The following is a 20,868-nucleotide window of genomic DNA, read 5'->3' as shown; positions in this document are numbered from 1 at the left end:
TGAGTGCACCGGGGGGACGGAGATGGGGAGCGGGAGATGGGACAGCTCGACGGGAAGGTGGCCGTGGTCACCGGCGGCGCCAACGGGATCGGCCGCGCGTGTTGTGAGCGCTTCGCCGAGGAGGGCGCCGACATCGTGATCGCCGACCTGCTGGACGAGGCCGCGATCGGCACCGTCGAGGCGGTCGAGAAGCGTGGCCGGCGGGCCACCTACATGCACACCGACGCGAGCAGCCCGACCGACGTGGGGACGGTGATGCAGCACGCGATCGACACGTTCGGATCGATCGACGTGCTGGTCACCGCGGCGGGCATCAGCACGGCCGACTATGTCAGCGGCCGACCGAGCAACGCGGTCGCGACCGAGCGGGACCCGATCAAGCGATTCGTGGACAGCCCGCTCGCCGAGTGGCAGCGGGTGCTCGACGTGAACCTGACCGGCACGCTGCTCGCGGTCCAGGCCGCCGCGCGCTGGATGGTGGCCCAGGGGCGACGCGGTTCGATCATCACCATCGCCTCGATCGCCGCCAAGCACCCCGAGGCGGGTTCGGCGGCCTACTCCGTGTCCAAGGCCGGTGTGTGGATGTTGACCAAGCAGGCCGCGCTCGTGCTCGGCCCGGCCGGGATCCGGGTCAACGCGATCGGTCCCGGCTTCATCGAGACCAACATGACCGCGGTGCTGCGCGGGATGCCCGAGCTCGAACAGCGCCTGCTCGGCAGCGTGCCGCTGGGCCGGATGGGCAGCGCCCGCGAGGTGGCCAACGCGGCGCTGTTCCTGGCGAGCGACCAGTCGTCCTACTTCACCGGTGAGATGTTGCACCCGGACGGCGGTTTCTATACCGACTGACCCCACCGCGCGGACGCGCCCGCACGCGGGTCGGGCGATCGCCCGAGCGGCGTGCGGGCGTGGCCCGACGGACGGGGGCTAGCGACCCCTGGCCTTGACCAGACCCGTCTCGTACGCGAGCACCACGACCTGGACCCGGTCGCGCAGCCCGAGCTTCATCAGGATCCGGCCGACGTGGGTCTTGATGGTGGCCTCGGACAGGAACAGCCGCTGGGCGATCTCCGCGTTGGACAACCCCTGGGCGACCAGCATCATCACCTCCAGCTCGCGCTCGGTCAGCGCGTCCACCACGTCCGGGCGCGGCTCGTGGTCGCTGGGCAGGATCGGCGCGAACCGGTCGAGCAGCCGCTTGGTCGTGCTCGGCGCGACCACCGCGTCGCCGGAGGCCACCGCCCGGATCCCGGACAGCAACTCCGGCGGCGGGACGTCCTTGAGCAGGAAGCCGCTGGCCCCGGCCTTGAGCGCGGCGAACGCGTACTCGTCCAGGTCGAAGGTGGTCAGCATGAGCACCTTGGGTCGGGCCCGGCCCTCGGGCAGCACGAGCGCGTTCTCACCGCTCTCGGCACAGATCCGCCGACACGCCTCGACCCCGTCCATCCGCGGCATCCGCACGTCCATCAGGACCACGTCCACGTCCACGTGCCGAAGCTTGTCCAGCGCCTCGACCCCGTCGCCGGCCTCGGCGACCACACTCATGTCCGGCTGGGCCTGCAACACCATGGTGAAACCGGTCCGCAGCAATTCCTGGTCGTCGACCAGCATCACCTTGATGCTCACTGAGCTCCTTGAAGAGTCGTCCTGGCGGGCGTACCGGAGGAGATGGAGGAGTCGTCGGGGCGACCGGCGTAGGGCAACATCGCGCTGACCGACCAACCGCCCCCGACGCTCGGCCCGGTCCGCAACCGACCGCCCAGCATCGCGACCCGCTCGCGCATGCCGACCAGACCGTGGCCCATGCCGTCGCCGGGGGCCGCGGCACCGCGGCCGTCGTCGCTGATCTCCATTTCGAGCCCATCTTCCCCGTAGCCGACACCGACCGTGGCGGTGGCATCGGGACCCGCGTGCTTGCGGGTGTTGGTCAGCGCCTCCTGGACGATGCGGTACGCGGTCAGCGCGACGCTCTGCGGCAGCTCGACCGGCACCCCCTCGACCCGGAGCTCGACGTTGAGGCCGGCGGTGCGCACCTGTTCGACCAATTCGCCGAGTTGTTCGACGCCCGGCTGCGGCACGTACGCGTCGGTCTCGGCCTGCGAACGCAACACCCCGAGCAGTCGGCGCATCTCGGCGAGCGCCTCCCGCCCCGTCGCCGCGATCGTGCCCAGCGCCTCGCGGGCCCGGTCCGGCGACGACTCGATCGCGTACGCGGCGCCGTCCGCCTGCACCACCATCACCGACACGTTGTGCGCGACCACGTCGTGCAACTCGCGCGCGATCCGGGCCCGCTCGGCCGCCGCCGCGATCTGCGCCTGCTGGTCCCGCTCGAACTCCAGCCGGGTGGCCCGCTCCTCCAACTCGGCGTAGAACGCCCGGCGGGTGCGCATCGAATCGCCCAGCACCCACGCGATGGCCAGCAACACCACGATGAAGCCGAAGCCGATCACGTTGTCGCGGAACGAGGAACCGCCCGTTTCCGGGAAGCGCGAGAGCAGGATCACCGGTCCCAGCACGGTCATCGCCAGCCCCGTGCGGGAGAGCCAGCGCGGACCGGACTTGGCGGCCGTATAGAGCACGACGAGCATCGAATAGTTGGCCGCGCTCAGCGTGTCGTCCCAGACGAGCTGCATCAGGCCGCCGGTCACCACGAGGGCGGTCGCGGTCATCGGACGCACCCGGTGCAGCGCCATGCCCAGGCTCAGCAGCGCCACGATCGCCAGGAACCACCACCGAGGCGCGGCGACGGGGGTGTCCGAGACGACCTGGAGCAGTCCGAGGCCGAGAACCGGAATCGTGCACACCGAGTCGACCCACAGGGGGTGCGCTCGCAGCCACGCATAGATTCGTTGCACACTTCGACGCTACGTGGCCGCGGGCCGGGCGCGCGTCAACCGACTTGCCGAATCATCCCTCCGCCACAAGTCGGATCCGACCGGGTCGCGGGCCCTCCCCGAGTGCCGCCGGGACGGTTCAGCCGCCCTCCCCCGGGCGTACCGGCAGTCGGGCCCGGACCCGCCAGCCGCCGTCCGGCCGGGGCCCGGTCTCCAGATGGCCGCCGAACAGCGCGACCCGCTCGCACATACCGACGAGACCGTGTCCCATCCCGTCGCCGGGAGCCGCCGCGCCCCGCCCGTCGTCGCCCACGTCCAGTTCGACGTCCTCGCCCAGATAGCGAAGGCGCACCCGCGCCTTGGCGTCCGGCCCGCCGTGCTTGCGGGTGTTGGTCAGCGCCTCCTGGACGATCCGGTACACGGTCAACGCGACGCCCTGGGACAGCTCGACCGGCACCCCCTCGACGGTCAGGTCGACCGGCAGGCCCGCGCTGCGCACCCGCTCCAGGAGGTCTTCGAGCTGCTCGACGCCCGGTTGCGGGACATAGGCGTCGCCCTCGCTCTGCGAACGCAGCACGCCCAGCAGGCGGCGCATCTCGGCCAGCGCCTCGCGGCCGGTGGCGGAGATCGTGCCGAGCGCCTCGCGGGTCAACTCGGGCGCGGCGTCCAGCGCGTACGCGGCGCCGTCCGCCTGCACCACCATCACCGACACGTTGTGCGCGACCACGTCGTGCAACTCGCGCGCGATCCGGGCCCGCTCGGCCGCCGCCGCGATCTGCGCCTGCTGGTCCCGCTCGCGCTCCAGCCGGTCGGCCCGGTCCTCCAGCTCGACGTAGTACGCCCGCCGGGTGCGCATCGAATCGCCGAGCACCCAGGCGATCACGAACGGGCCCATCAGCAACAAGGTGAAGAAGATGATGCCGGTGGTCGGCACCTCCGGGTTGTCCCACCAGCGCAACATCGCCGCGATCGGCGCGAGCACCCCGCCGACGAGCGCCGTGCGCGAGACCCAGCGCGAGCTGTAGGCGGCGGCGCTGTAGGCGATCGCGGGCATCGCGACCGCCTCCAGGCCGGGCGGTATGTCGTCGAAGAGCTGGAAGATCCCGACCGCGAGGGTGACCGCCAGCGCATGGCTGGGATTGCGCCGGCGGATCAGCAGCACGATCGACATCGTGCCGAGCGCGACCAGGTGCGGGAGGTCGAGCGGGCCCGGCTCGTCGATGATCACCTCGAACAGGCCGAACATGAGCAGCAGCAACGCCCACGCTGCGTCCACGAGCAGGGGGCGGCCACGGAGCCAGGCGTACAGGTGATGCACACAGGCAGGTTAGACGGGCACATCCGTTCGCCCACACTCCGGACGGACCGGCACAGACCGACCTCGGTCGTACGGCGGCGATCGGGGGCCGGTACCGTCGGGTTCGATGGAACGACGGCTGACCTGGAAGGAAGCCACCCGTCGGGCGTTGTACGGAGCCGAGGGCTTCTACCGCCGGGCCGAGGGCCCCGCCGGCCATTTCCGCACCTCGGTGCACGCCTCCCCGCTGTTCGCCCGCGCGCTGGCCGACCTCGCGCGCGCCGCGGACCTGGACACCGTCGTGGACGTGGGCGCCGGGCGGGGCGAGTTGTTGGTCGCGCTGTGCCGGATCGCGCCGCACCTGGAGCTGATCGGCGTGGATGTCGCCGGCCGGCCGGAGGCGCTGCCGCCGTCGATCGGCTGGGAGCCGGAGGTTCCGCCGGGTCGGACCGCGTTGTTGATCGCCAACGAGTGGCTGGACAACGTCCCCGCCGACGTCGCGGAGGTGGACGAGCACGGCGTGCCGCGGGTGGTCGAGGTGGACGTGCGCACCGGGGACGAGCGGCTGGGCGCCGTCGTCCGCGACGAGGACGCCCGCTGGCTGGATCGCTGGTGGCCGCTGGTCGGCGCGGAGCCGGGCACCCGGGCCGAGATCGGCGAGTCCCGGGACGTCGCGTGGGCGGACGCGATCGAGCGGCTGGAGCGGGGGGTCGCGGTGGCGATCGACTACGGACACCTGGCCGACGGGCGTCCGACGTACGGCTCGCTGACCGGATATCGGCAGGGCCGGCAGGTGCCGCCCATTCCGGACGGCACCTGCGATGTGACCTGCCATGTCGCGATGGACGCGGTGGCGGCGGCGGGCGAGGCGGCGGGCGCGCGGGACACGGTCCTGACCACCCAGCGGCACGCGTTGCGCGCCCTGGGCCTGACCGGCCACCGCCCGCCGTACGAACTGGCCCGCACCGACCCCACCGGCTACCTCGCCGGCCTGCGCGACGCGGGCGAGGCCGGCGAACTCACCGCACGAGGCGGCCTGGGCGACTTCCACTGGCTGGCTCAGGGCATCCGCATGCCCGTCCCCACCCACCTCCGCCCCTGACCGAACCACCCCGAGCCGATCGGCCCGGCAAACCGGCCGGGCCGGCGTCCGAGGCCGGCCGTCAGCTCGAACCGAGCGCCCCCGCCGCCCGAAGCGCGGCGATCCGCGCCTCGTCGTACCCCAACAGGTCCGCCAGGACCTCGGCGCTGTGCTGCCCGACCGTGGGCGCCCGCTCCGGCACGGGCAGCGACTCCCCGACGAACTTGATCGGCGACGGCAACTGCTCGGCCCCGAGCCGGTCCTGGTCGAACCACGGGAACCGGTGCCGGAACTGCGGATCCTCGGCGATCGTCTGCGGCGTGTTCACCGGCGCGATCGGCGTGTTCGCGTCGTTGCCGAACTCGATCCACTCGCGCGCGGTCCGGGTCGCGAAGATGTCCCGCAGGATGCCGCGCAGCTCGACGTTGCCGACCGCGTGGTCCGCGTACTTGGAGCCGGGCCAGCGCTCGAACAGGTCGGCCCGGTCCACCCCCTCGCAGAAGTTCTTCCACAACGACTGCTCGGACGCCATGAACAGCACGTACCGATCGTCCTTGGTCGCGTAGATCTGGTAGCGGACACCCTTCTCCATGCCGCCGGTGCCGGGCGCACGCCGCTCGTAGTTGTCCGACTTGTTGCCGGTCACCTCGGACTCCGGGCGCTCGTACGCCTTCCAGGTCTCGCTGCGCAGCCAGTCCATCGACGCGGCCGCGTCCGACTGGGCGATGTCGATCACACTGCCCTCGCCGGTGGCCCGAGCCCGGATGATGCCCGCGAGCACACCGAGCGCGCCGAACATCGGACCGGCGTGGATGCCGATCGAGGCGTGCTCGGGCAGATACGGGAAGCCGTCCTCGTTGATCGCCGGCTTCACCACGCCGGCCCAGGTGTCGTAGGCGACGCCGTGGCTGGGCATGTCCCGGTACGGGCCGGTGGCGCCGTAGCCGGAGATCGTGCAGAACACGATCCTGGGGTTGATCTTCCTCAGGTCCTCGAAGCCGATCCCGCGCCGGGCCAGACCGCCCGGTCGCATCGCCTCGATCACCGCGTCGGCGTCCTTGACCAGCGCCTTGAAGGTCTCGATCGCCTCCGGCTTGCGCAGGTCCAGGACCAGTGACTTCTTGCCCCGGTTGACGTGCAGGTGCATCAGTGACGAGCCCTCCACGATGGGCCACGTCATGTCCCGGATGTAGTCGCCCTGCGGCGGCTCGATCTTGATCACCTCGGCGCCCAGATCGACCAGCGACGAGGTGATCGCGGCCGGTCCCAGCATCGAACACTCGATGATGCGAACCCCTGCGAGCGGGGCCCCACCCTTCGACTCGACCTGACTCATCGCTGCCTCCCTGCGAATATGACGGTGCGTCAGATATTAACCGGCGCTCCCGCCGAGGGAAGAGGCGGAACCTGACGAACTGTCAGATGCGGGTCCGATCCAGCGTTCCGCACCCGCCTCGCGGCGTCCGATCCGTGAGCGTTCGGCCTGTTCGGCGACCATCGCGTCGGCCTCGGCCGCGTCCCGTCGGGCCGCCTTGACGTGCACCGGACCCGGGGTGGAGTCCAGGTGCACGGTGGCCAGGCCGAGCCGGCGCTCCCACGGCCCCTGGGTCCGCCGTACGCTCTGCACCTTCGCGTGCGGAATCACATCCAGGATCCGGTGGAACCGGCCGCTGCGGGCCACGAACACCTCGGCGTCCGCGCCGTAGGCGTAGGCCGACCAGCCGACCGGATCGTGCCAACGGGCCCGCCGCGGCGCCGGGATCAGCTCGACCGTGTCGATGTCCACACCCGGCAGGATCTGGCCGAGCAGGCCGTGGGCGACCACACGGGGCGCGACCGGCAACAGGATCGTCTCCTTGTCGTCGGCGTCCTTGCCCCCGTAGCCGGCCACATTGATCTCGACCCGGACCCAGCCACGCAGCCGCCACAACCACGGCTGCACGATCCGCACCGCCTGGACCCGGCCGGGCGGCACCGTCTGATGCCGCTGTTCGAGCAGGCCGTGCCGCAACCGCAGACCGTCCGGCGAACGCGCCACGGTAAAGTCGAAATTCCGGATCACCCGCCCGGCGGTGAACTGCCACGCGGCCAGGAACAGCGGCACCGACCCGAACACGAAGGCGAGTTCGTGCAGGACGAAGGCCAGGATCACCACCACCACACTGGGCGCGAGCGCGGCCCACGTGCCCACCGAGAGCAACACCGAGCCGACCACCGCCGAAAGCGGCACCGAGACCAGCGCCTGCTCGGGCGCCTCCCCCACGTCCGGGCGCACCCCCGCGGCACGCGCGAGCAACTCGGCGCGCAACCGCTGCGCCTCCGCCTCGGCCAGATAGGACAGGCTCGCCTCGGCCTTGTCCCCGCCGGCGACCTGGAGCTGCAACTCGGCGAGCCCGAACAATCGGGCGGCCAGCGGGCGGACGATGTCGACCGCCTGGAGCCGGGACAGGCGTACGTGCCGGGTCCGCCGGAACAGCACCCCGGAATCCAGCCGCAGGTCGTCGCCCTCGATCCGGAACGTGGTGAACCACCACGACAGGTAGCCGTAGCCGAACGCGAGCGGCACCACCACGCCGAGCCCGATCATCAGCCGACCCGGGGTCGCCCACCCGGAGTTGACGTTGTGCACGACCACGCCCAGGCACGCGGCGATCACCACCCAGCCGCGGGCTGGCGGGGTCAGCGGGTGCAGCCGGCGCGGCTCGTCGGTGCCCTGGACGGGCCGCTCGCCGGCGGTGCTCACAACCCCGCCGATCGGGCCTCGCCCAGCGCCGCGAGCCGGTCGCGCAGCCGCGCGGCCTCGGCCGGCGGCAGGCCGCGCACGACCGCGTCCGAGGAGGCCGAGGCGGTGTGCAGGGTCACCGTGGCGATGCCGAAGCGACGCTCGAGCGGGCCCGCCTCGACGTCCACGAACTGCATCCGCCCGTACGGCACCACCACCAGCCGGCGAAACAGCACGCCGTGCGCGATCAGCAGGTCGTCGTCCCGCTCCGCGTAGCGCCACGAGCGCTGGTTGCGCCGGAGCGCGGGCAGACCCCAGGCAGCCGTCCCGACGCAGGCGAGCACCACCACCGCGCCCGCCCACCAGACCACGAACCGGCCGAGCAGACCGCCGGCGAGCACGGCGAACACCACACAGCCGGCGAGCAGCAGCGCGCGGCGCATCCGGTAGAGCTGTTCCGAGACGGCCCGCCAGTCGAGGTCGGGCGGAGCCAGGGCGTCATCGGCCGGTTTCATGGGGGCAACCTTCCCAGGTGGGCATACAAGGGTGCGAAGGAGCACACGACTACTGGCAGACTCAGGGTCCATGACCGCCAGGACCGTGGGCGTGGGTATCGGCGCCGACCAGCTCGACACGACCGACATGGTGCTCAACATCGGGCCCCAACACCCCTCCACGCACGGCGTGCTGAGGTTGCGACTCGTGCTCGACGGCGAGCGGATCGTCTCCGCCGAGCCGATCGTCGGCTACATGCACCGCGGCGCGGAGAAGCTCTTCGAGGTACGCGACTACCGACAGATCGTGATGCTCGCGAACCGGCACGACTGGTTGAGCGCGTTCGCGAACGAGCTGGGCGTGGTGCTCGCGGTGGAGCGCATGCTGGGCATGGAGGTGCCGCAGCGCGCGGTCTGGGCGCGGACCCTGCTCGCCGAGCTGAATCGGGTGCTCAACCATCTGATGTTCCTGGGCTCGTATCCGTTGGAGCTGGGTGCGATCACCCCGATCTTCCACGCGTTTCGCGAGCGCGAGGAGATCCAGGCGGTGATGGAGGAGATCTCCGGTGGCCGGATGCACTTCATGTTCAACCGGGTCGGCGGCCTCAAGGAGGATCTGCCGGCGGGCTGGACCGGGCGGGTACGGCACGCCGTCGCCACCGTGCGCACCCGGCTGACCGGGCTGGACGACCTGGTCTCGGGCAACGAGATCTTCCGTGCCCGCACCCGGGGGGTGGGGGTGCTGACACCGGCCCTGGTGGCCGCGTACGGAGTCAGCGGGCCGATCGCGCGGGCCTCGGGCGTCGACTTCGACCTGCGTCGGGACGAGCCGTATCTGGCCTACGGCGAGCTCGCCGACGTGCTGCGGGTGGTCACCCGCGAGGAGGGCGACTGCCTGGCCCGGTTCGAATGCCTGCTGGAGCAGGTGCACGTGAGCCTGGACCTGGCCGACGCGTGTTGCGACCGGCTCGACGCACTCCCGCAGGGTCCGGTGAACCTGCGGCTGCCGAAGGTGCTCAAGGCGCCCGAGGGCCACACCTACGCGTGGACCGAGAATCCGCTCGGCCTGAACGGCTACTACCTGGTCTCGCGCGGCGAGAAGACGCCGTGGCGACTCAAGCTGCGCTCCGCGTCCTACAACAACGTGCAGGTACTGACCGAGTTGTTGCCGGGCTGCCTGATCGCGGACATGGTGGCGGTCCTGGGATCGCTCTTCTTCGTCGTGGGCGACATCGACAAGTGACACCGCGGACGCCGGTCGGCGGTCGGGCGGGGCGCCGGCCGGGTCAGGCGTGCTTGCGGATGTCGATCCGGGGGATCTCCTCGGTGTCGTCGTGCGCGGTGAGGTCCACCGGCAGCGGCTTGGGCCGCGGCACACCCGGCCGGACCCGGTCGGACTCGCTGGGCGCGAACCGTACGCCCTGGCCGCGGTGCACCGGCGTGGGCTGGACGACCGGCGTGTCCTCGGCGCGGACCGGGTCGGCGAGCCGATCGGCCTCGATGTCGTCGACCGCCCGGTCCGGGACGGAGGTCGCCTCGGCCGGCTCGATCTCCTCCCCCTGCGGGCGCCCCGCGACCAGCGCGTCGTAGCGCGCGTCCGAGCCGAACAGCTCGTCGGTCAGGAAGCCGGTCGCCTCGGGCTCGGCCGGAGCGGCCTTGGGCGCGAAGAAGTCGAACCGCCCGGAGGCCCCGGAGCCGGCCACCCGGCGGGTCACCTCCAGCACCTTGTCCCGCACCATCCGGGTGACCTCGGCGGTCTCGGTTCCGGACGCCCGGGCCGGCGCGGGCACGGTCGCGGGCGGGGTGGGGGTCGAGGAGGCGGGCTCGGCCGCGGCGGGCGGCGGCGACGCGACGCCGGGTGTGTCGGCAGGTGTGTCGGCTACCGGAGCCGACACGCCGGCCGGGACCGGGACGGCGGGGGTGGCGACGGCCGGCGGCGCGGACGAGGCGGCAACGGCTGCCCCGGGAGACTCGGCGCGGGCGGGCACGGCGGCGGAATCGGCCCGGGAGGCTGCCGCCGGGGCCGCCGGGGCCGGGGCACCGGCCGGGCGGGCGACACCGCGGCCGGGCTCGGCGGGCCGGGCGACCGGGGCGGCGGGCCGCGTCGCGGCGGCGGGCGCACTCTCGACCCGCGCGGCGGGGCGCGCCGCCGGGCCGAACACCGAGGCCGCGTAGGCCGGGACCAGGTCCGGCGCGGAGACGGGCGGCCGACGCACGGCCGGGACGATGGACGGGGCCGTGGGACGCGCCTCGCCGGCCCGCCGATCCAGCAGGTCCAACACCGCCGCGCCGCGCGCGAACAGGTCCGGGGTCAGCCGTTGCGGACGCGACACCAGGTGGTCGGCGGCCAGTTCGCCGGCCTGCAACACGGCGAGTTCGTGCTCGTCGGCCCGTTCGATCGCCACCCGCAGCTCTTCGGCCGAACGCTCTCGCTCGCGGCGCCGGGCGATGCTCTCCTCGGCCAGTCGCCGATGGTGTGCGGTACTCCCGCGGACCACCCACGCGATCGCGCCGGCCGCGGACAACACGCCCAGCAACACGGCGAGTCGAAGTGTGGTCGCACCTCCCGCGACGACCGCCAGGACGACGGCGACGAGCGCCGGCGCGCATATGGCGGCAAGCAGGGATATGCGTGTGGCGGTCGAGACCGAGCGATGGCGTCCACGTGGCATGCACCAGACGTTAGCGCGATACGGCGTTCGCCTTGGTGCGGGGGTTGCCGTGGGCGCGGGCTTTTTTGCTTTCCGTGGGGGGAACTTGGCCGGGCCGACCGCGAACACCGGGCCGGGCCGAAATCCTCCGGAATGCCGCGACGCCGACCGGACCATGGGTAAGTCCGGTCGGCGCCAGGGGATTTGCCGTCATCGAGGAAATTGCGTCAGATCAGGTTCTTGGACTTCAGGTAGGCCTTGGCGACGTCGGCCGGCTTTTTGCGGTCCTCGTCGACCTGCTTGTTGAGCGCGGTCAGGTCCTCGGTGGTGAGCACGGGGGCGAGCTTGTCGACCAGCGGCAGGATCTTGTCCGCCTTGCCCGAATTGACGACCGGAATCACGTTGTCGGCGTTCTGCAGCTTCTTGTCGTCCGTGAGGACGACCAGGCCGAACTGGTCGAGCGTGGCATCGGTGGACGTGGTCAGGACCAGTTGGTCCTTGCCGTCCTTGACCGCCTGCTTGGCGGCGGTGGTGCCCACGCCGAGCGGGTCCACGCCACTCACCTTGATGCCGTACGTCTTCTCCAGGCCCGGGGCGCAGAACGGGCGCGTCTTGCACTCCTCGCCCGCCGCGATCTTCACCTCGATGCCGGCGCGGCCCAGGTCGGAGAGCGTCTTCAGGTTGTTCTTCGCGGCGAAGTCCTTGGTCACCGCGAACGCGTTCTGGTCCACGGCCTGCGACGGTGTTCCGGACTTGAGCCCGGCCGGGCCGGCGAGCGTGTTCAGCGCGGCGACCGTGGCCGCCACATCCGGCGAGGCGACCGGTGCGGCATCCGGGCCGTTCTTCTTCCGGTTCAGGAACTCCGCCATCGTCGCCGCGTATTCGGGCACGACCGCGATCTTGCCCTTCTCCAGCTCGGGTTCGTAGAGCTCACGGTTCTTGACCGTCTTGATGCTCGCCTTCACCCCGCCCTTGTCGAGCAACTGTTTGTACATCTGCGCCAGGATCTCGGATTCGGTGAAACCGGCCGAACCGACCACCGTCTTGTCGTCGTCCGAGGAGGAACACCCCGTCGCGCCCATCAGAAACACCAGGGACAGCCCTGCCGCCACGCCGACCGTCATGCCCGTCTTGCCACGCCGTATAAGCATGCGATGCACCGCCCTTTCCGTTCTCACGAGGTCACACCGCCACGCGGCGTCCGGGCCGTGAACCGCTGCACGAGCGCGAACAGGCCCTCCACCACCAGAGCCAACGCGGCCACGAGGATTGCCCCCGCCACCACTTGACCGTTGTCCTGCAGGTCGAAACCGGCCGTGACGATGCGCCCGAGACCGCCCCCCGCGACCAGTGCCGCGAGTGTTGCGGTCGCAACAACCTGAACGGCACACGTTCGAATTCCCGTCATGATCAACGGAAGTGCCAGGGGCAGCTCGACACGGAACAACATCTGCCCGCCCGTCATGCCCATGCCGCGCGACGCCTCGACCACGTCCCGGTCCACTCCCCGCATGCCGACGTAGGCGTTGGTGAGCACCGGCGGGATGGCGAACAACACGAGCGCGATGATCGTCGCGGTGTCGCCCATGCCGATCGGACTCAACCCGAGCAGCACCAGCACCGCGAACGTCGGGATGGCCCGCCCGATGTTGGAGATGTTGATCGCGAGCGTGCCGCCCCGGCCCAGATGTCCCAGCCACAGCGCGATCGGCAGCGCTATGACCACCGCGACCAGCACGCACACCACGGTCAGCACGACGTGTTCGCCGAGCCGATTCCACACCCCGCTCTCGCCGCTCCAGTTCGTGCCGTCGGCCAACCAGTCCCACGCGTCGCCGAGCACGTTCACGCCGAGGCCCCCGCCTTCAGGTCGATCTCGGCCGTCGGCGCGGGCACCGCCGACTGTCGCCGCTTGCGCCCGCCGGCCCGCTCCCACGGGGTCGACAGCCGCTGTACGCCGAGCAACAACAGGTCGGCCACGATGGCCAGCGCGACGCACAACACCGACGCGGTCAACACCTGCGCCTTGAAGAGCGTGTCGATGCCGGAGTAGATCAGGTTGCCCAGCCCGCCGGAGCCGACGATCGCGCCGACCGTGGTGAGCGCGACGGTGGACACCGTGGCGACCCGGACGCCGGCCATGATCGCGGGCAGCGCGAGCGGCAGTTCGACCTGGAACAGCAACCGCCCGGGCCCGTAGCCCATGCCCTTGGCCGCCTCCACCACATCCGGCGGCACCGCCTGCAGACCGGCGAGCATGTTCCGCACCAGGATGGTCAGCGAGTACAACACCAGGCCGATGATCACCGTGGTCTCGGTCAGACCCGTGAACGGCTGCAGAATCGCGAACATCGCCAGCGAGGGAATCGTGTACAGGATCGTGGTCGAGCCGAGCAGCACGCTGCCGGTCAGTCGCCAACGCCGGGCCGCGAGGGCCATCGGGAACGCGACGAGCAGACCGATCGCCACCGATACGACGGTCAGATAGATGTGTTCGCGCAACGCGGTGGTGATCTCCTCGGAGTACTCGTCGAAGTACTTCCCGCAGACCCACGAGTTGCGCTTCAGGCAGTCACCGGAGGCCACAATCACGGGCGGACAGTACCCCAGCGGTCGGACGGGCATTCTCGTGACGGCCGACACACCCGGTGTGTGAACGGGATCGTCCGGGTACGTTGCCACCCTTGGGGGCCGGGAATCACCCGGATCTCCGGACACCTGCCACAATTGCCCGCCATGCCCCCGGAGGGTCCCCATGATCCGGCTCGACCGCGTCACCAAGCGGTACCCCGACGGCACCGAGGCTGTCGCGGAACTGTCCCTGAAGGTCGCCGCGGGCGAACTGGTCACCCTGGTCGGCCCGTCCGGCTGCGGCAAGACCACCACGATGAAAATGGTCAACCGGCTGATCGAACCCACGTCAGGGCGGATCTTCCTGGACGACGAGGACATCACCCGGGCCGACCCGGTCAAACTGCGCCGGCGGATGGGCTATGTGATCCAGTCCGGCGGCCTGTTCCCGCACCGCACCGTGCTGGAGAACACCGTCACCGTGCCGAGTCTGCTGGGCTGGGACCGCAAGAAGGCCCGGGCGCGCGGCGTCGAACTCCTGGAGCTGGTCGGCCTGGACCCGGCCAGGCTCGGCGACCGCTACCCGCACCAGCTCTCCGGCGGCCAGCGCCAACGGGTCGGCGTGGCCCGCGCCCTCGCCGCCGACCCGCCGGTGTTGCTGATGGACGAGCCGTTCGGCGCGGTGGACCCGGTGGTGCGCGAGCGTCTGCAGAGCGAATTCCTGCGACTTCAGGCGGAGTTGAAGAAGACCGTCCTGTTCGTCACGCACGACATCGAGGAGGCGGTGCGACTCGGCGACCGGATGGCGGTCTTCTCGATGGGCGGCCACATCGAGCAGTTCGACACGCCCTCCAGCGTGCTCGGCGCGCCCGCCAACGACTACGTCGCCGACTTCGTCGGGGCGGATCGCGGCCTCAAGCGGCTGTCGGTGACCGAGATCACCCCCGAGGACCTCGAACTGCCGCCGGTCGTGCACCTGGACGACCCGATGTCGGAGGCGCTCGCGAAGCTGCGCGCGGCCGACTCGCGCTGGGCCGTGGTGCTGGACGACGCGGGCAACCTGCACGGGTGGGTGGACGACCGCGCGACCGCCGGTACGGTGCGCGATCGGGCCCGCCGGATGGAGGCCTGGGTGTCGGTGCGCGCCTCGCTCAAGCAGGCGTTCGGCGAGATGCTCCAGCACGACGCCGGGTGGATCGCGGTGCTGGACGGGGACCGGTTCGTGGGCGTGCTCACGCCGGCGCGGCTGCACGAGGCCCTGCGGCGCTCGATCGGTGCGGAGGAGCGGGACATCCCGTTGGCCGAGGTCGTGCTGGACACGATCGAGGGCTGACGGGAAATCCCGGGCCGGCCCGGGGCTACTTGTCCTCGGGGTCCTCGGGGACGCGCAGTATCCGCTCCAGGAACAGGCAGCCGCCGACCAGCAGCAGGCCCGCGCCCACGGCGAAGGCACAGCGCTGGGCCTGGGCCGAGCGCTCGGTGACCTCCAGGAAGCCGGTCAGGTAGAGCGCGTAGCCGCCGTACAGGCCCACCACCAGCGCGCCGACCAACGAACCGGCCTTGGCGAAGACCACCGCCCGCGCGGCGACCAGCGGATCCACCGGGCGGGCGTTCGGCCGCCGCTCGCGCTGCGCCTTGAGCCGCGAACGCAGCGACAGCGCGGTCGCCAACGCGATCGCGGCCAGGCACAGCAGCACGATCGGGGCCAGGATCGGGACCACGGGCGGCGTGCCGCGCGAGTCCCACAGGTCGATTCCGGCATACGCGAGGCCACCCGCCCCCAGCGCGAGGGCGAGCAGGACGAGCGGGCGCGTGGGCTTCATCGGTCTGCGGTCAGCTCCAGGTCGTCACGGCGACGCACCCCGTCGAGGCCCACCCGCGCGAGCAGGTCGGCGACCCGGCCGTGGCCCGGTACCTCCGCCTCGGGGTCGATGTCGTGCCACGGCGCGAGCACGAACGAACGCTCGTGCGCGCGCGGATGCGGCAGGGTCAGGCGCGGGTCGTCCCGCACCACGTGCTCGAACCAGATCACGTCCACGTCCAGCGTGCGCGGTCCCCAGCGCTCGACCCGGACCCGCTGGAACGCCTCCTCGATCGAGTTGCCGCGCTCCAGGATCAGATCCGGGGTGAGCAGCGTGCGCACCTCGACCACCGCGTTGAAGTAGGTGCCCTGCTCGGGCCCGCCCACGGGGTCGGTCTCGTAGACCGGGGACACCCGCAGCAGGCTCACTCCCGGGGTGTCGGCGATCTCGTCGATGGCACCCTGGATGGTTTCCAGGCGGTTGCCCAGGTTGCTGCCGAGCGCGAGCACGACCCGGCTCCAGGTCGACGGCATCCGCCGGCCGGCGGTCTCGGCGGGCTGCTCCGGGACCGGTTCGCGCGTGGGCTCCTCGACGGTGTCGGTCATCGGTCCCGCCCTCGCACGATGGTCACCGTCACGTCGTCGAACGGGACGGTGATCGGGGCGTCGGGCTTGTGCACGATCACTTCCACCTCCTGCACGAGCGGGCGGGCCAGGCACACGTCGGCGATCCGCTGCGCGAGCGTCTCGATCAGATCGACCGGGTCGCCCTGGACGACGCCGACCACGTCCTCGGCGACCTCGCCGTAGTGCACCGTGAGGGTGAGGTCGTCGGACTGCGCGGCCGGACGGGTGTCCACCCCGAGCACGACGTCGACAACGAAGGTCTGGCCCTCGTCGCGTTCCTTCGCGAACACTCCATGGTTGCCGCGGGCCTTCAGTCCCCGCAGCGAGACGCGGTCCAGCATCAGTCGCCTCCTCGGCGCTATCCCATCACTGCGCACCCCGACCGTTCGGTTGTCGACCCGTCGAGGGGCGGTCGCGCCGACGGCCGGACCACCTCTGTGCGGTACGAATGTACCCAGCGAACCCGACAGGTTCGCTCGGCCGGGTGCCCCGAAGACACCCGAACGACGCATCGAAGCGATCGGGATCGGTCAGATCTCCTCTTCGGCGTCGACCTCCGCCATCACCGGCGACGCGTGGTGCAGCCACAACCGCCAGCCCGCGGGAGTGCGCCGGAAGACGTTGGTGACCACCGCCCGGCCGCCCGCGAACCCGGCCTCGTCGCCGCCGTCCTCCTCGGCCATCCCGGTCAGCATGTTCGCCGTGCAGGACAACACCGCGACCTCGCCGGCCAGCTTGACCTCGACGTCGGTCAGGAAGAACTGCACATACGCGGTGTTCGCCATGATCAGCGCGTACGAGCGCAGAATCTCCGCGCGTCCGTGCAACGCGGGCCACCCCGGATGCACGCACGTCACGCTGGGCGCGTCGGGGCCGTCGGCCCAGATCGCGCCGAGGGCGTCGATGTCGCCCTCCTCGACGGCCGTCCACAGCGCGAGGTTGACCTCGCGTACCGCGTCCGCCTCGGGCGACGTCTGGTCGTCAATCGGGTTCATCGGGCCTCCTGCCAGGCAGCCGCCACCTTGACCGCGTCGAGCGAAGCGGGCACCTCGTGCACACGGACGGCCCACGCGCCCGCGGCGGCGGCCAGCGCGGAGACCGCGGCCGTCGCGTCGTCGCGGCCGCGAGGCGGACGCAGTGTGCCGTCCTCGGCGGCGAGCAGCCGCCCCAGGAAGGTCTTGCGGGACGCGGCCACGAGCAGCGGACGACCGAGCTCGTGCAGCGCGTCCAGGTGGGCGAGCAACGGCCAGTTGTGCGCGGCCGTCTTGGCGAAGCCCAGACCCGGGTCGAGCACGATCGCGTCGGGGTGCACGCCGGCCGCGATCACCTTCTCCATCCGCTCGGCCAACTCGGTGCGCACCTCGGCGACCACGTCGGCGTAGACCGCGTGCTCCTGCATGCCGCGCGAGTGCCCACGCCAGTGCATGACCACCACGGGCACCCCGCTGTCGGCCACGTAGGCGGCCATCGCCGGATCCGCGAGCCCGCCGCTGACGTCGTTGACCAGCCTGGCGCCGGCCTCGACGGCGGCGCTCGCGACCTCGACCCGGGTGGTGTCCACGCTGACCACCGCGCCGGCCGCGGCCAGTTCGCGCACCACCGGGACGACCCGGCGCAGTTCCTCGTCCACATCGACCCGACCGGCCCCCGGTCGGGTCGACTCGCCGCCCACGTCGATCAGGTCGGCCCCTTGGTCGAGCAGCGCGAGCCCACGCGTGATCGCGGCCTTCGAGTCGAACCACAGGCCGCCGTCGGAGAACGAATCGGGGGTCACATTGACCACCCCCATGACCGCGCACCGGCCGAACTCGGGCAGGCCGCGCACCCGTGGTGGGCGGTCGGGAGCCCGATGTCGCGGGCCGGTCGTCGCTGTCATGGGGAACAGAGTAGGGGTTGACCGGGCGCTGCCCGGTCAACCCCCGAGTACTGCGTCGCGACTTGTCGCCGGTGTCCCCACCGACCCGCGACCGTGCGCCGTGCGACCGCTACCGGCTCAGGATCAGGCTCATCGCCTCGGCTCGCGTGGCCGCGTTCAGCAACTGCCCGCGCACGGCGGAGGTGAGGGTGCGCGCACCCGGCTTCCGTATGCCGCGCATGGTCATGCACAGGTGCTCGCACTCGACCACCACGATCACCCCGCGCGGGCGCAGGATGTTCACCAGCGCGTCGGCGATCTGGGTGGTCAGCCGCTCCTGCACCTGCGGACGCTTGGCGTAGACGTCCACCAGGCGCGCGAGCTTGGAGAGGCCGGTGATCTGACCGTCCTCCGACGGGATGTACCCCACGTGCGCCACCCCGTGAAAAGTCACGAGGTGGTGCTCGCACGTGCTGTAGACCTCGATGTCCTTGACCAGGACCATCTCGTCGTGGCCGAGGTCGAAGGTCGTGGTGAGTACGTCCTCGGGCTCCTGCCGCAGTCCCGCGAAGATCTCCTGGTACGACCTGGCCACACGAGCCGGGGTGTCCTTGAGACCCTCGCGGTCGGGGTTCTCCCCGACCGCGAGCAACAGCTCCCGAACCGCGCGCTCGGCGCGATCCTGGTCGAACTCACCCACGGTACGACCGTCGAAGGTGACCGGGTCGATCGTCACGTTCAGTTCTCCGGAGAATCGGACGGCGGCTCGGGGTGCGCTACCGCCCCACCGGACCCCGTCGTGGTGCCCGTCGCAGAGGTCGAGCCACCGTTGAGAATTCCATTCTCGCTGCCGCCGCCGGAGAGTGTGAGCTCGCGGGGCGTCATCACGGGGGGACGGCTGGACGGCTGACGCCGGCTGGAACCCGTCCACGCGGGACGAGCCGGGCGCTTGGTGACCGGAGCGAAGATCTCGGCGACCTGGGCCTTGTCCAGGGTCTCCTTCTCCAGCAGCTCCAGCACCAGGTTGTCCAGCACGTCACGGTTCTCGACGAGAATCTCCCACGCTTCGTTGTGGGCGGTCTCGATGAACCTCTTGACCTCTTCGTCGACGATAGCCGCGACCTCTTCGGAGTAGTCGCGCTGGTGACCCATTTCACGACCCAGGAAGGGCTCGGCACCGTCGTTGCCGAACTTGATCGCACCCAGCCGCTCGGTCATCCCGTACTGGGTGACCATCGAGCGGGCCAGACCGGTGGCCTTCTCGATGTCGTTCGAGGCGCCCGTGGTCGGGTCGTGGAAGACCAGCTCCTCCGCCGCGCGCCCGCCCATCATGTAGGCGAGCTGGTCGAGCATCTCGTTGCGCGTGGTGGAGTACTTGTCCTCTTCGGGCAGGACCATCGTGTAGCCGAGCGCGCGACCGCGGGACAGGATCGTGATCTTGTGCACCGGGTCGGTGTTCGGCAGCGCGTGGGCCACCAGGGCGTGGCCGCCCTCGTGGTACGCGGTGATCTTCTTTTCCTTGTCGCTCATGATCCGGGTGCGCTTCTGCGGCCCGGCCACGACCCGATCGATCGCCTCGTCCATCGACTGCGCGTCGATCAGCTTGGCGTCCGCGCGGGCGGTCAGCAACGCGGCCTCGTTGAGCACGTTCGCCAGGTCGGCACCGGTGAACCCGGGGGTGCGCCGAGCGACCGCCTTGAGGTCGATGTCGTCGGTGACCGGCTTGCCCTTGGCGTGCACCTTGAGGATGTCCCAGCGGCCCTGCATGTCGGGACGGTCGACCGCGATCTGCCGGTCGAAGCGGCCCGGGCGCAGCAGCGCGGGGTCCAGGATGTCGGGCCGGTTGGTGGCGGCGATCAGGATCACGCCGCCCTTGACGTCGAAGCCGTCCATCTCGACCAGGAGCTGGTTGAGGGTCTGCTCGCGTTCGTCGTGACCGCCGCCCATGCCCGCGCCGCGGTGTCGGCCGACCGCGTCGATCTCGTCGACGAAGACGATCGCCGGCGCGTTGGCCTTGGCCTGCTCGAACAGGTCGCGCACTCGGGAGGCGCCGACACCGACGAACATCTCGACGAAGTCGGAACCGGAGATCGAGTAGAACGGCACGCCGGCCTCACCCGCGACCGCGCGGGCGAGCAGGGTCTTGCCGGTTCCGGGCGGGCCGTACAGCAGCACACCCTTGGGGATCTTCGCGCCGACCGCCTGGAACTTGGCGGGCTCCTGGAGGAACTCCTTGATCTCGTGGAGTTCCTCGACCGCCTCGTCCGCACCGGCCACGTCGGCGAAGGTCGTCTTCGGCGTGTCCTTGGAGATCAGCTTGGCCTTGGACTTCCCGAAGTTCATGACCCGGGAGCCGCCGCCCTGCATCTGATTCATCAGGAACAGGAAGACCACGACGATGAGCACGAACGGCAGCAGGGAGAACAGGATGCTGACGATCGTGCTCTGCTTGCTGAGCTTGACCGTGTAGGAGTCCTGGATCTTGCCCTGCTCGTACTTGGACTGGAGCAGGCGCTGGATCTCCACGCCCTGCTCGTCGATGTACGAAGTCTTGATCTTGTTGTGCTTGTCGACCTTCACCCCGTCGATCAGGGTGAGTTCGAGTGACTGGTCGTTACCGCCGATGAGCTTGGCTGACTTGACCTGGTCGTTTTGGATCGCCTGGATCGCCTTGCCGGTGTCGACACCCTTGAAGCCGCTCGAAGAGGAGACGAGCTGCATCAGGAGGATCACAGCAATGACGGCCAGCGCGATCCACATGACCGGCCCGCGGAAATAGCGCTTGACGTCCATCGATGCGGGGCAGCAGACGCCCCGTCCCTCCTGCCGACTTTTGACCCGGACGCCTTATGGCGCCCGGGTACGTTGCCTGTCCGGTATCGCCCGGCACGGTCGCCCGTGCTGATCGGATGTCACTGCGTTAGACGGTACACCGGGC

Annotated in this window: 21 protein-coding genes; 4 read left to right on the top strand and 17 right to left on the bottom strand. The window is 70.8% G+C overall.

The window, feature by feature from the left end; all coding sequences use genetic code 11:
• The first annotated feature begins 36 nt into the window (after positions 1–36).
• Positions 37–846, top strand: a complete 810-nt coding sequence (locus tag ABZ374_RS20730) for an SDR family NAD(P)-dependent oxidoreductase (protein WP_360313054.1) — start codon at positions 37–39, stop codon at positions 844–846.
• A 78-nt stretch (positions 847–924) separates the two neighbouring features.
• Here the strand turns inward: ABZ374_RS20730 and ABZ374_RS20725 are convergent, their stop codons facing one another.
• From ABZ374_RS20725 to ABZ374_RS20715, 3 genes are all read right to left on the bottom strand, one after another.
• Complete coding sequence (locus ABZ374_RS20725; RefSeq protein ID WP_360313052.1) at positions 925–1,623, bottom strand: response regulator transcription factor; 699 nt, start codon at positions 1,621–1,623, stop codon at positions 925–927.
• Entirely contained in the window at positions 1,620–2,852 is a 1,233-nt protein-coding gene (locus ABZ374_RS20720; RefSeq protein ID WP_360313050.1) for a histidine kinase, read from the bottom strand. The genes ABZ374_RS20725 and ABZ374_RS20720 overlap by 4 nt, the downstream gene beginning before the upstream one ends.
• 118 nt (positions 2,853–2,970) lie before the next feature.
• Positions 2,971–4,149, bottom strand: coding sequence for a histidine kinase (locus ABZ374_RS20715; protein WP_360313048.1), 1,179 nt, complete (start codon positions 4,147–4,149; stop codon positions 2,971–2,973).
• A gap of 106 nt (positions 4,150–4,255) precedes the next feature.
• Between ABZ374_RS20715 and ABZ374_RS20710 the strand changes: the two genes are divergently transcribed.
• Positions 4,256–5,230, top strand: coding sequence for an SAM-dependent methyltransferase (locus ABZ374_RS20710; protein WP_360313046.1), 975 nt, complete (start codon positions 4,256–4,258; stop codon positions 5,228–5,230).
• Positions 5,231–5,291: 61 nt separating this feature from the next.
• On the opposite strand, the gene ABZ374_RS20705 is transcribed toward ABZ374_RS20710, so the two are convergent.
• Genes ABZ374_RS20705 through ABZ374_RS20695 form a run of 3 tightly spaced genes read right to left on the bottom strand, consistent with a single transcriptional unit; the run spans position 5,292 to position 8,446 of the window.
• Positions 5,292–6,545, bottom strand: a complete 1,254-nt coding sequence (locus ABZ374_RS20705) for a CoA transferase (RefSeq protein WP_360313044.1) — start codon at positions 6,543–6,545, stop codon at positions 5,292–5,294.
• 36 nt (positions 6,546–6,581) lie between these two features.
• Positions 6,582–7,952, bottom strand: a complete 1,371-nt coding sequence (locus ABZ374_RS20700) for a PH domain-containing protein (RefSeq protein WP_360313042.1) — start codon at positions 7,950–7,952, stop codon at positions 6,582–6,584.
• Complete coding sequence (locus ABZ374_RS20695) at positions 7,949–8,446, bottom strand: PH domain-containing protein (RefSeq protein WP_360313040.1); 498 nt, start codon at positions 8,444–8,446, stop codon at positions 7,949–7,951. Before ABZ374_RS20695 ends, ABZ374_RS20700 begins: the two co-directional genes overlap by 4 nt.
• A gap of 70 nt (positions 8,447–8,516) precedes the next feature.
• Here ABZ374_RS20695 and ABZ374_RS20690 point away from each other — a divergent pair, with 70 nt between their 5' ends.
• Positions 8,517–9,668 (top strand): NADH-quinone oxidoreductase subunit D, encoded by a 1,152-nt coding sequence (locus tag ABZ374_RS20690; protein ID WP_360313038.1) that lies wholly within the window; start codon positions 8,517–8,519, stop codon positions 9,666–9,668.
• 43 nt (positions 9,669–9,711) lie between these two features.
• Here ABZ374_RS20690 and ABZ374_RS20685 read toward each other — a convergent pair whose 3' ends face one another.
• The 4 genes from ABZ374_RS20685 to ABZ374_RS20670 all read right to left on the bottom strand — a co-directional run bounded on the left by ABZ374_RS20685 (position 9,712) and on the right by ABZ374_RS20670 (position 13,662).
• Positions 9,712–11,097: a hypothetical protein gene (locus tag ABZ374_RS20685; RefSeq protein WP_360313036.1), complete on the bottom strand. Its 1,386-nt coding sequence runs from the start codon at positions 11,095–11,097 to the stop codon at positions 9,712–9,714.
• 206 nt (positions 11,098–11,303) lie between these two features.
• Complete coding sequence (locus ABZ374_RS20680; protein WP_360313214.1) at positions 11,304–12,158, bottom strand: ABC transporter substrate-binding protein; 855 nt, start codon at positions 12,156–12,158, stop codon at positions 11,304–11,306.
• 92 nt (positions 12,159–12,250) lie between these two features.
• Complete coding sequence (locus ABZ374_RS20675) at positions 12,251–12,925, bottom strand: ABC transporter permease (RefSeq protein WP_360313034.1); 675 nt, start codon at positions 12,923–12,925, stop codon at positions 12,251–12,253.
• On the bottom strand, positions 12,922–13,662 hold the full coding sequence (locus ABZ374_RS20670; protein WP_360313212.1) for an ABC transporter permease: 741 nt from the start codon (positions 13,660–13,662) through the stop codon (positions 12,922–12,924). The genes ABZ374_RS20675 and ABZ374_RS20670 overlap by 4 nt, the downstream gene beginning before the upstream one ends.
• A gap of 169 nt (positions 13,663–13,831) precedes the next feature.
• On the opposite strand from ABZ374_RS20670, the gene ABZ374_RS20665 reads away from it, so the two are divergent.
• Complete coding sequence (locus ABZ374_RS20665; protein ID WP_360313032.1) at positions 13,832–14,980, top strand: ATP-binding cassette domain-containing protein; 1,149 nt, start codon at positions 13,832–13,834, stop codon at positions 14,978–14,980.
• Positions 14,981–15,005: 25 nt separating this feature from the next.
• On the opposite strand, the gene ABZ374_RS20660 is transcribed toward ABZ374_RS20665, so the two are convergent.
• The 7 genes from ABZ374_RS20660 to ftsH all read right to left on the bottom strand — a co-directional run bounded on the left by ABZ374_RS20660 (position 15,006) and on the right by ftsH (position 20,723).
• Positions 15,006–15,470: a DUF3180 domain-containing protein gene (locus tag ABZ374_RS20660; protein ID WP_360313030.1), complete on the bottom strand. Its 465-nt coding sequence runs from the start codon at positions 15,468–15,470 to the stop codon at positions 15,006–15,008.
• Positions 15,467–16,054 (bottom strand): 2-amino-4-hydroxy-6-hydroxymethyldihydropteridine diphosphokinase, encoded by a 588-nt coding sequence (gene folK / locus ABZ374_RS20655; protein ID WP_360313028.1) that lies wholly within the window; start codon positions 16,052–16,054, stop codon positions 15,467–15,469. Before folK ends, ABZ374_RS20660 begins: the two co-directional genes overlap by 4 nt.
• Positions 16,051–16,413, bottom strand: coding sequence for a dihydroneopterin aldolase (gene folB, locus ABZ374_RS20650; RefSeq protein WP_360313210.1), 363 nt, complete (start codon positions 16,411–16,413; stop codon positions 16,051–16,053). The genes folK and folB overlap by 4 nt, the downstream gene beginning before the upstream one ends.
• Positions 16,414–16,605: 192 nt before the next feature.
• Complete coding sequence (locus ABZ374_RS20645) at positions 16,606–17,070, bottom strand: nuclear transport factor 2 family protein (protein ID WP_360313026.1); 465 nt, start codon at positions 17,068–17,070, stop codon at positions 16,606–16,608.
• Positions 17,067–17,951 (bottom strand): dihydropteroate synthase, encoded by an 885-nt coding sequence (folP, locus tag ABZ374_RS20640; protein WP_360313024.1) that lies wholly within the window; start codon positions 17,949–17,951, stop codon positions 17,067–17,069. Before folP ends, ABZ374_RS20645 begins: the two co-directional genes overlap by 4 nt.
• 109 nt (positions 17,952–18,060) lie before the next feature.
• Positions 18,061–18,666, bottom strand: a complete 606-nt coding sequence (gene folE, locus ABZ374_RS20635; RefSeq protein ID WP_360313022.1) for a GTP cyclohydrolase I FolE — start codon at positions 18,664–18,666, stop codon at positions 18,061–18,063.
• A gap of 2 nt (positions 18,667–18,668) precedes the next feature.
• Positions 18,669–20,723, bottom strand: a complete 2,055-nt coding sequence (ftsH, locus tag ABZ374_RS20630; RefSeq protein WP_360313020.1) for an ATP-dependent zinc metalloprotease FtsH — start codon at positions 20,721–20,723, stop codon at positions 18,669–18,671.
• Positions 20,724–20,868 lie beyond the last annotated feature (145 nt).

The organism is Embleya sp. NPDC005971 (genome assembly GCF_040629175.1).
GTDB lineage: Bacteria > Actinomycetota > Actinomycetes > Streptomycetales > Streptomycetaceae > Embleya.
Note: the sequence above shows the minus strand (reverse complement) of the source record. Positions and strands in the feature narration are given on the sequence as shown.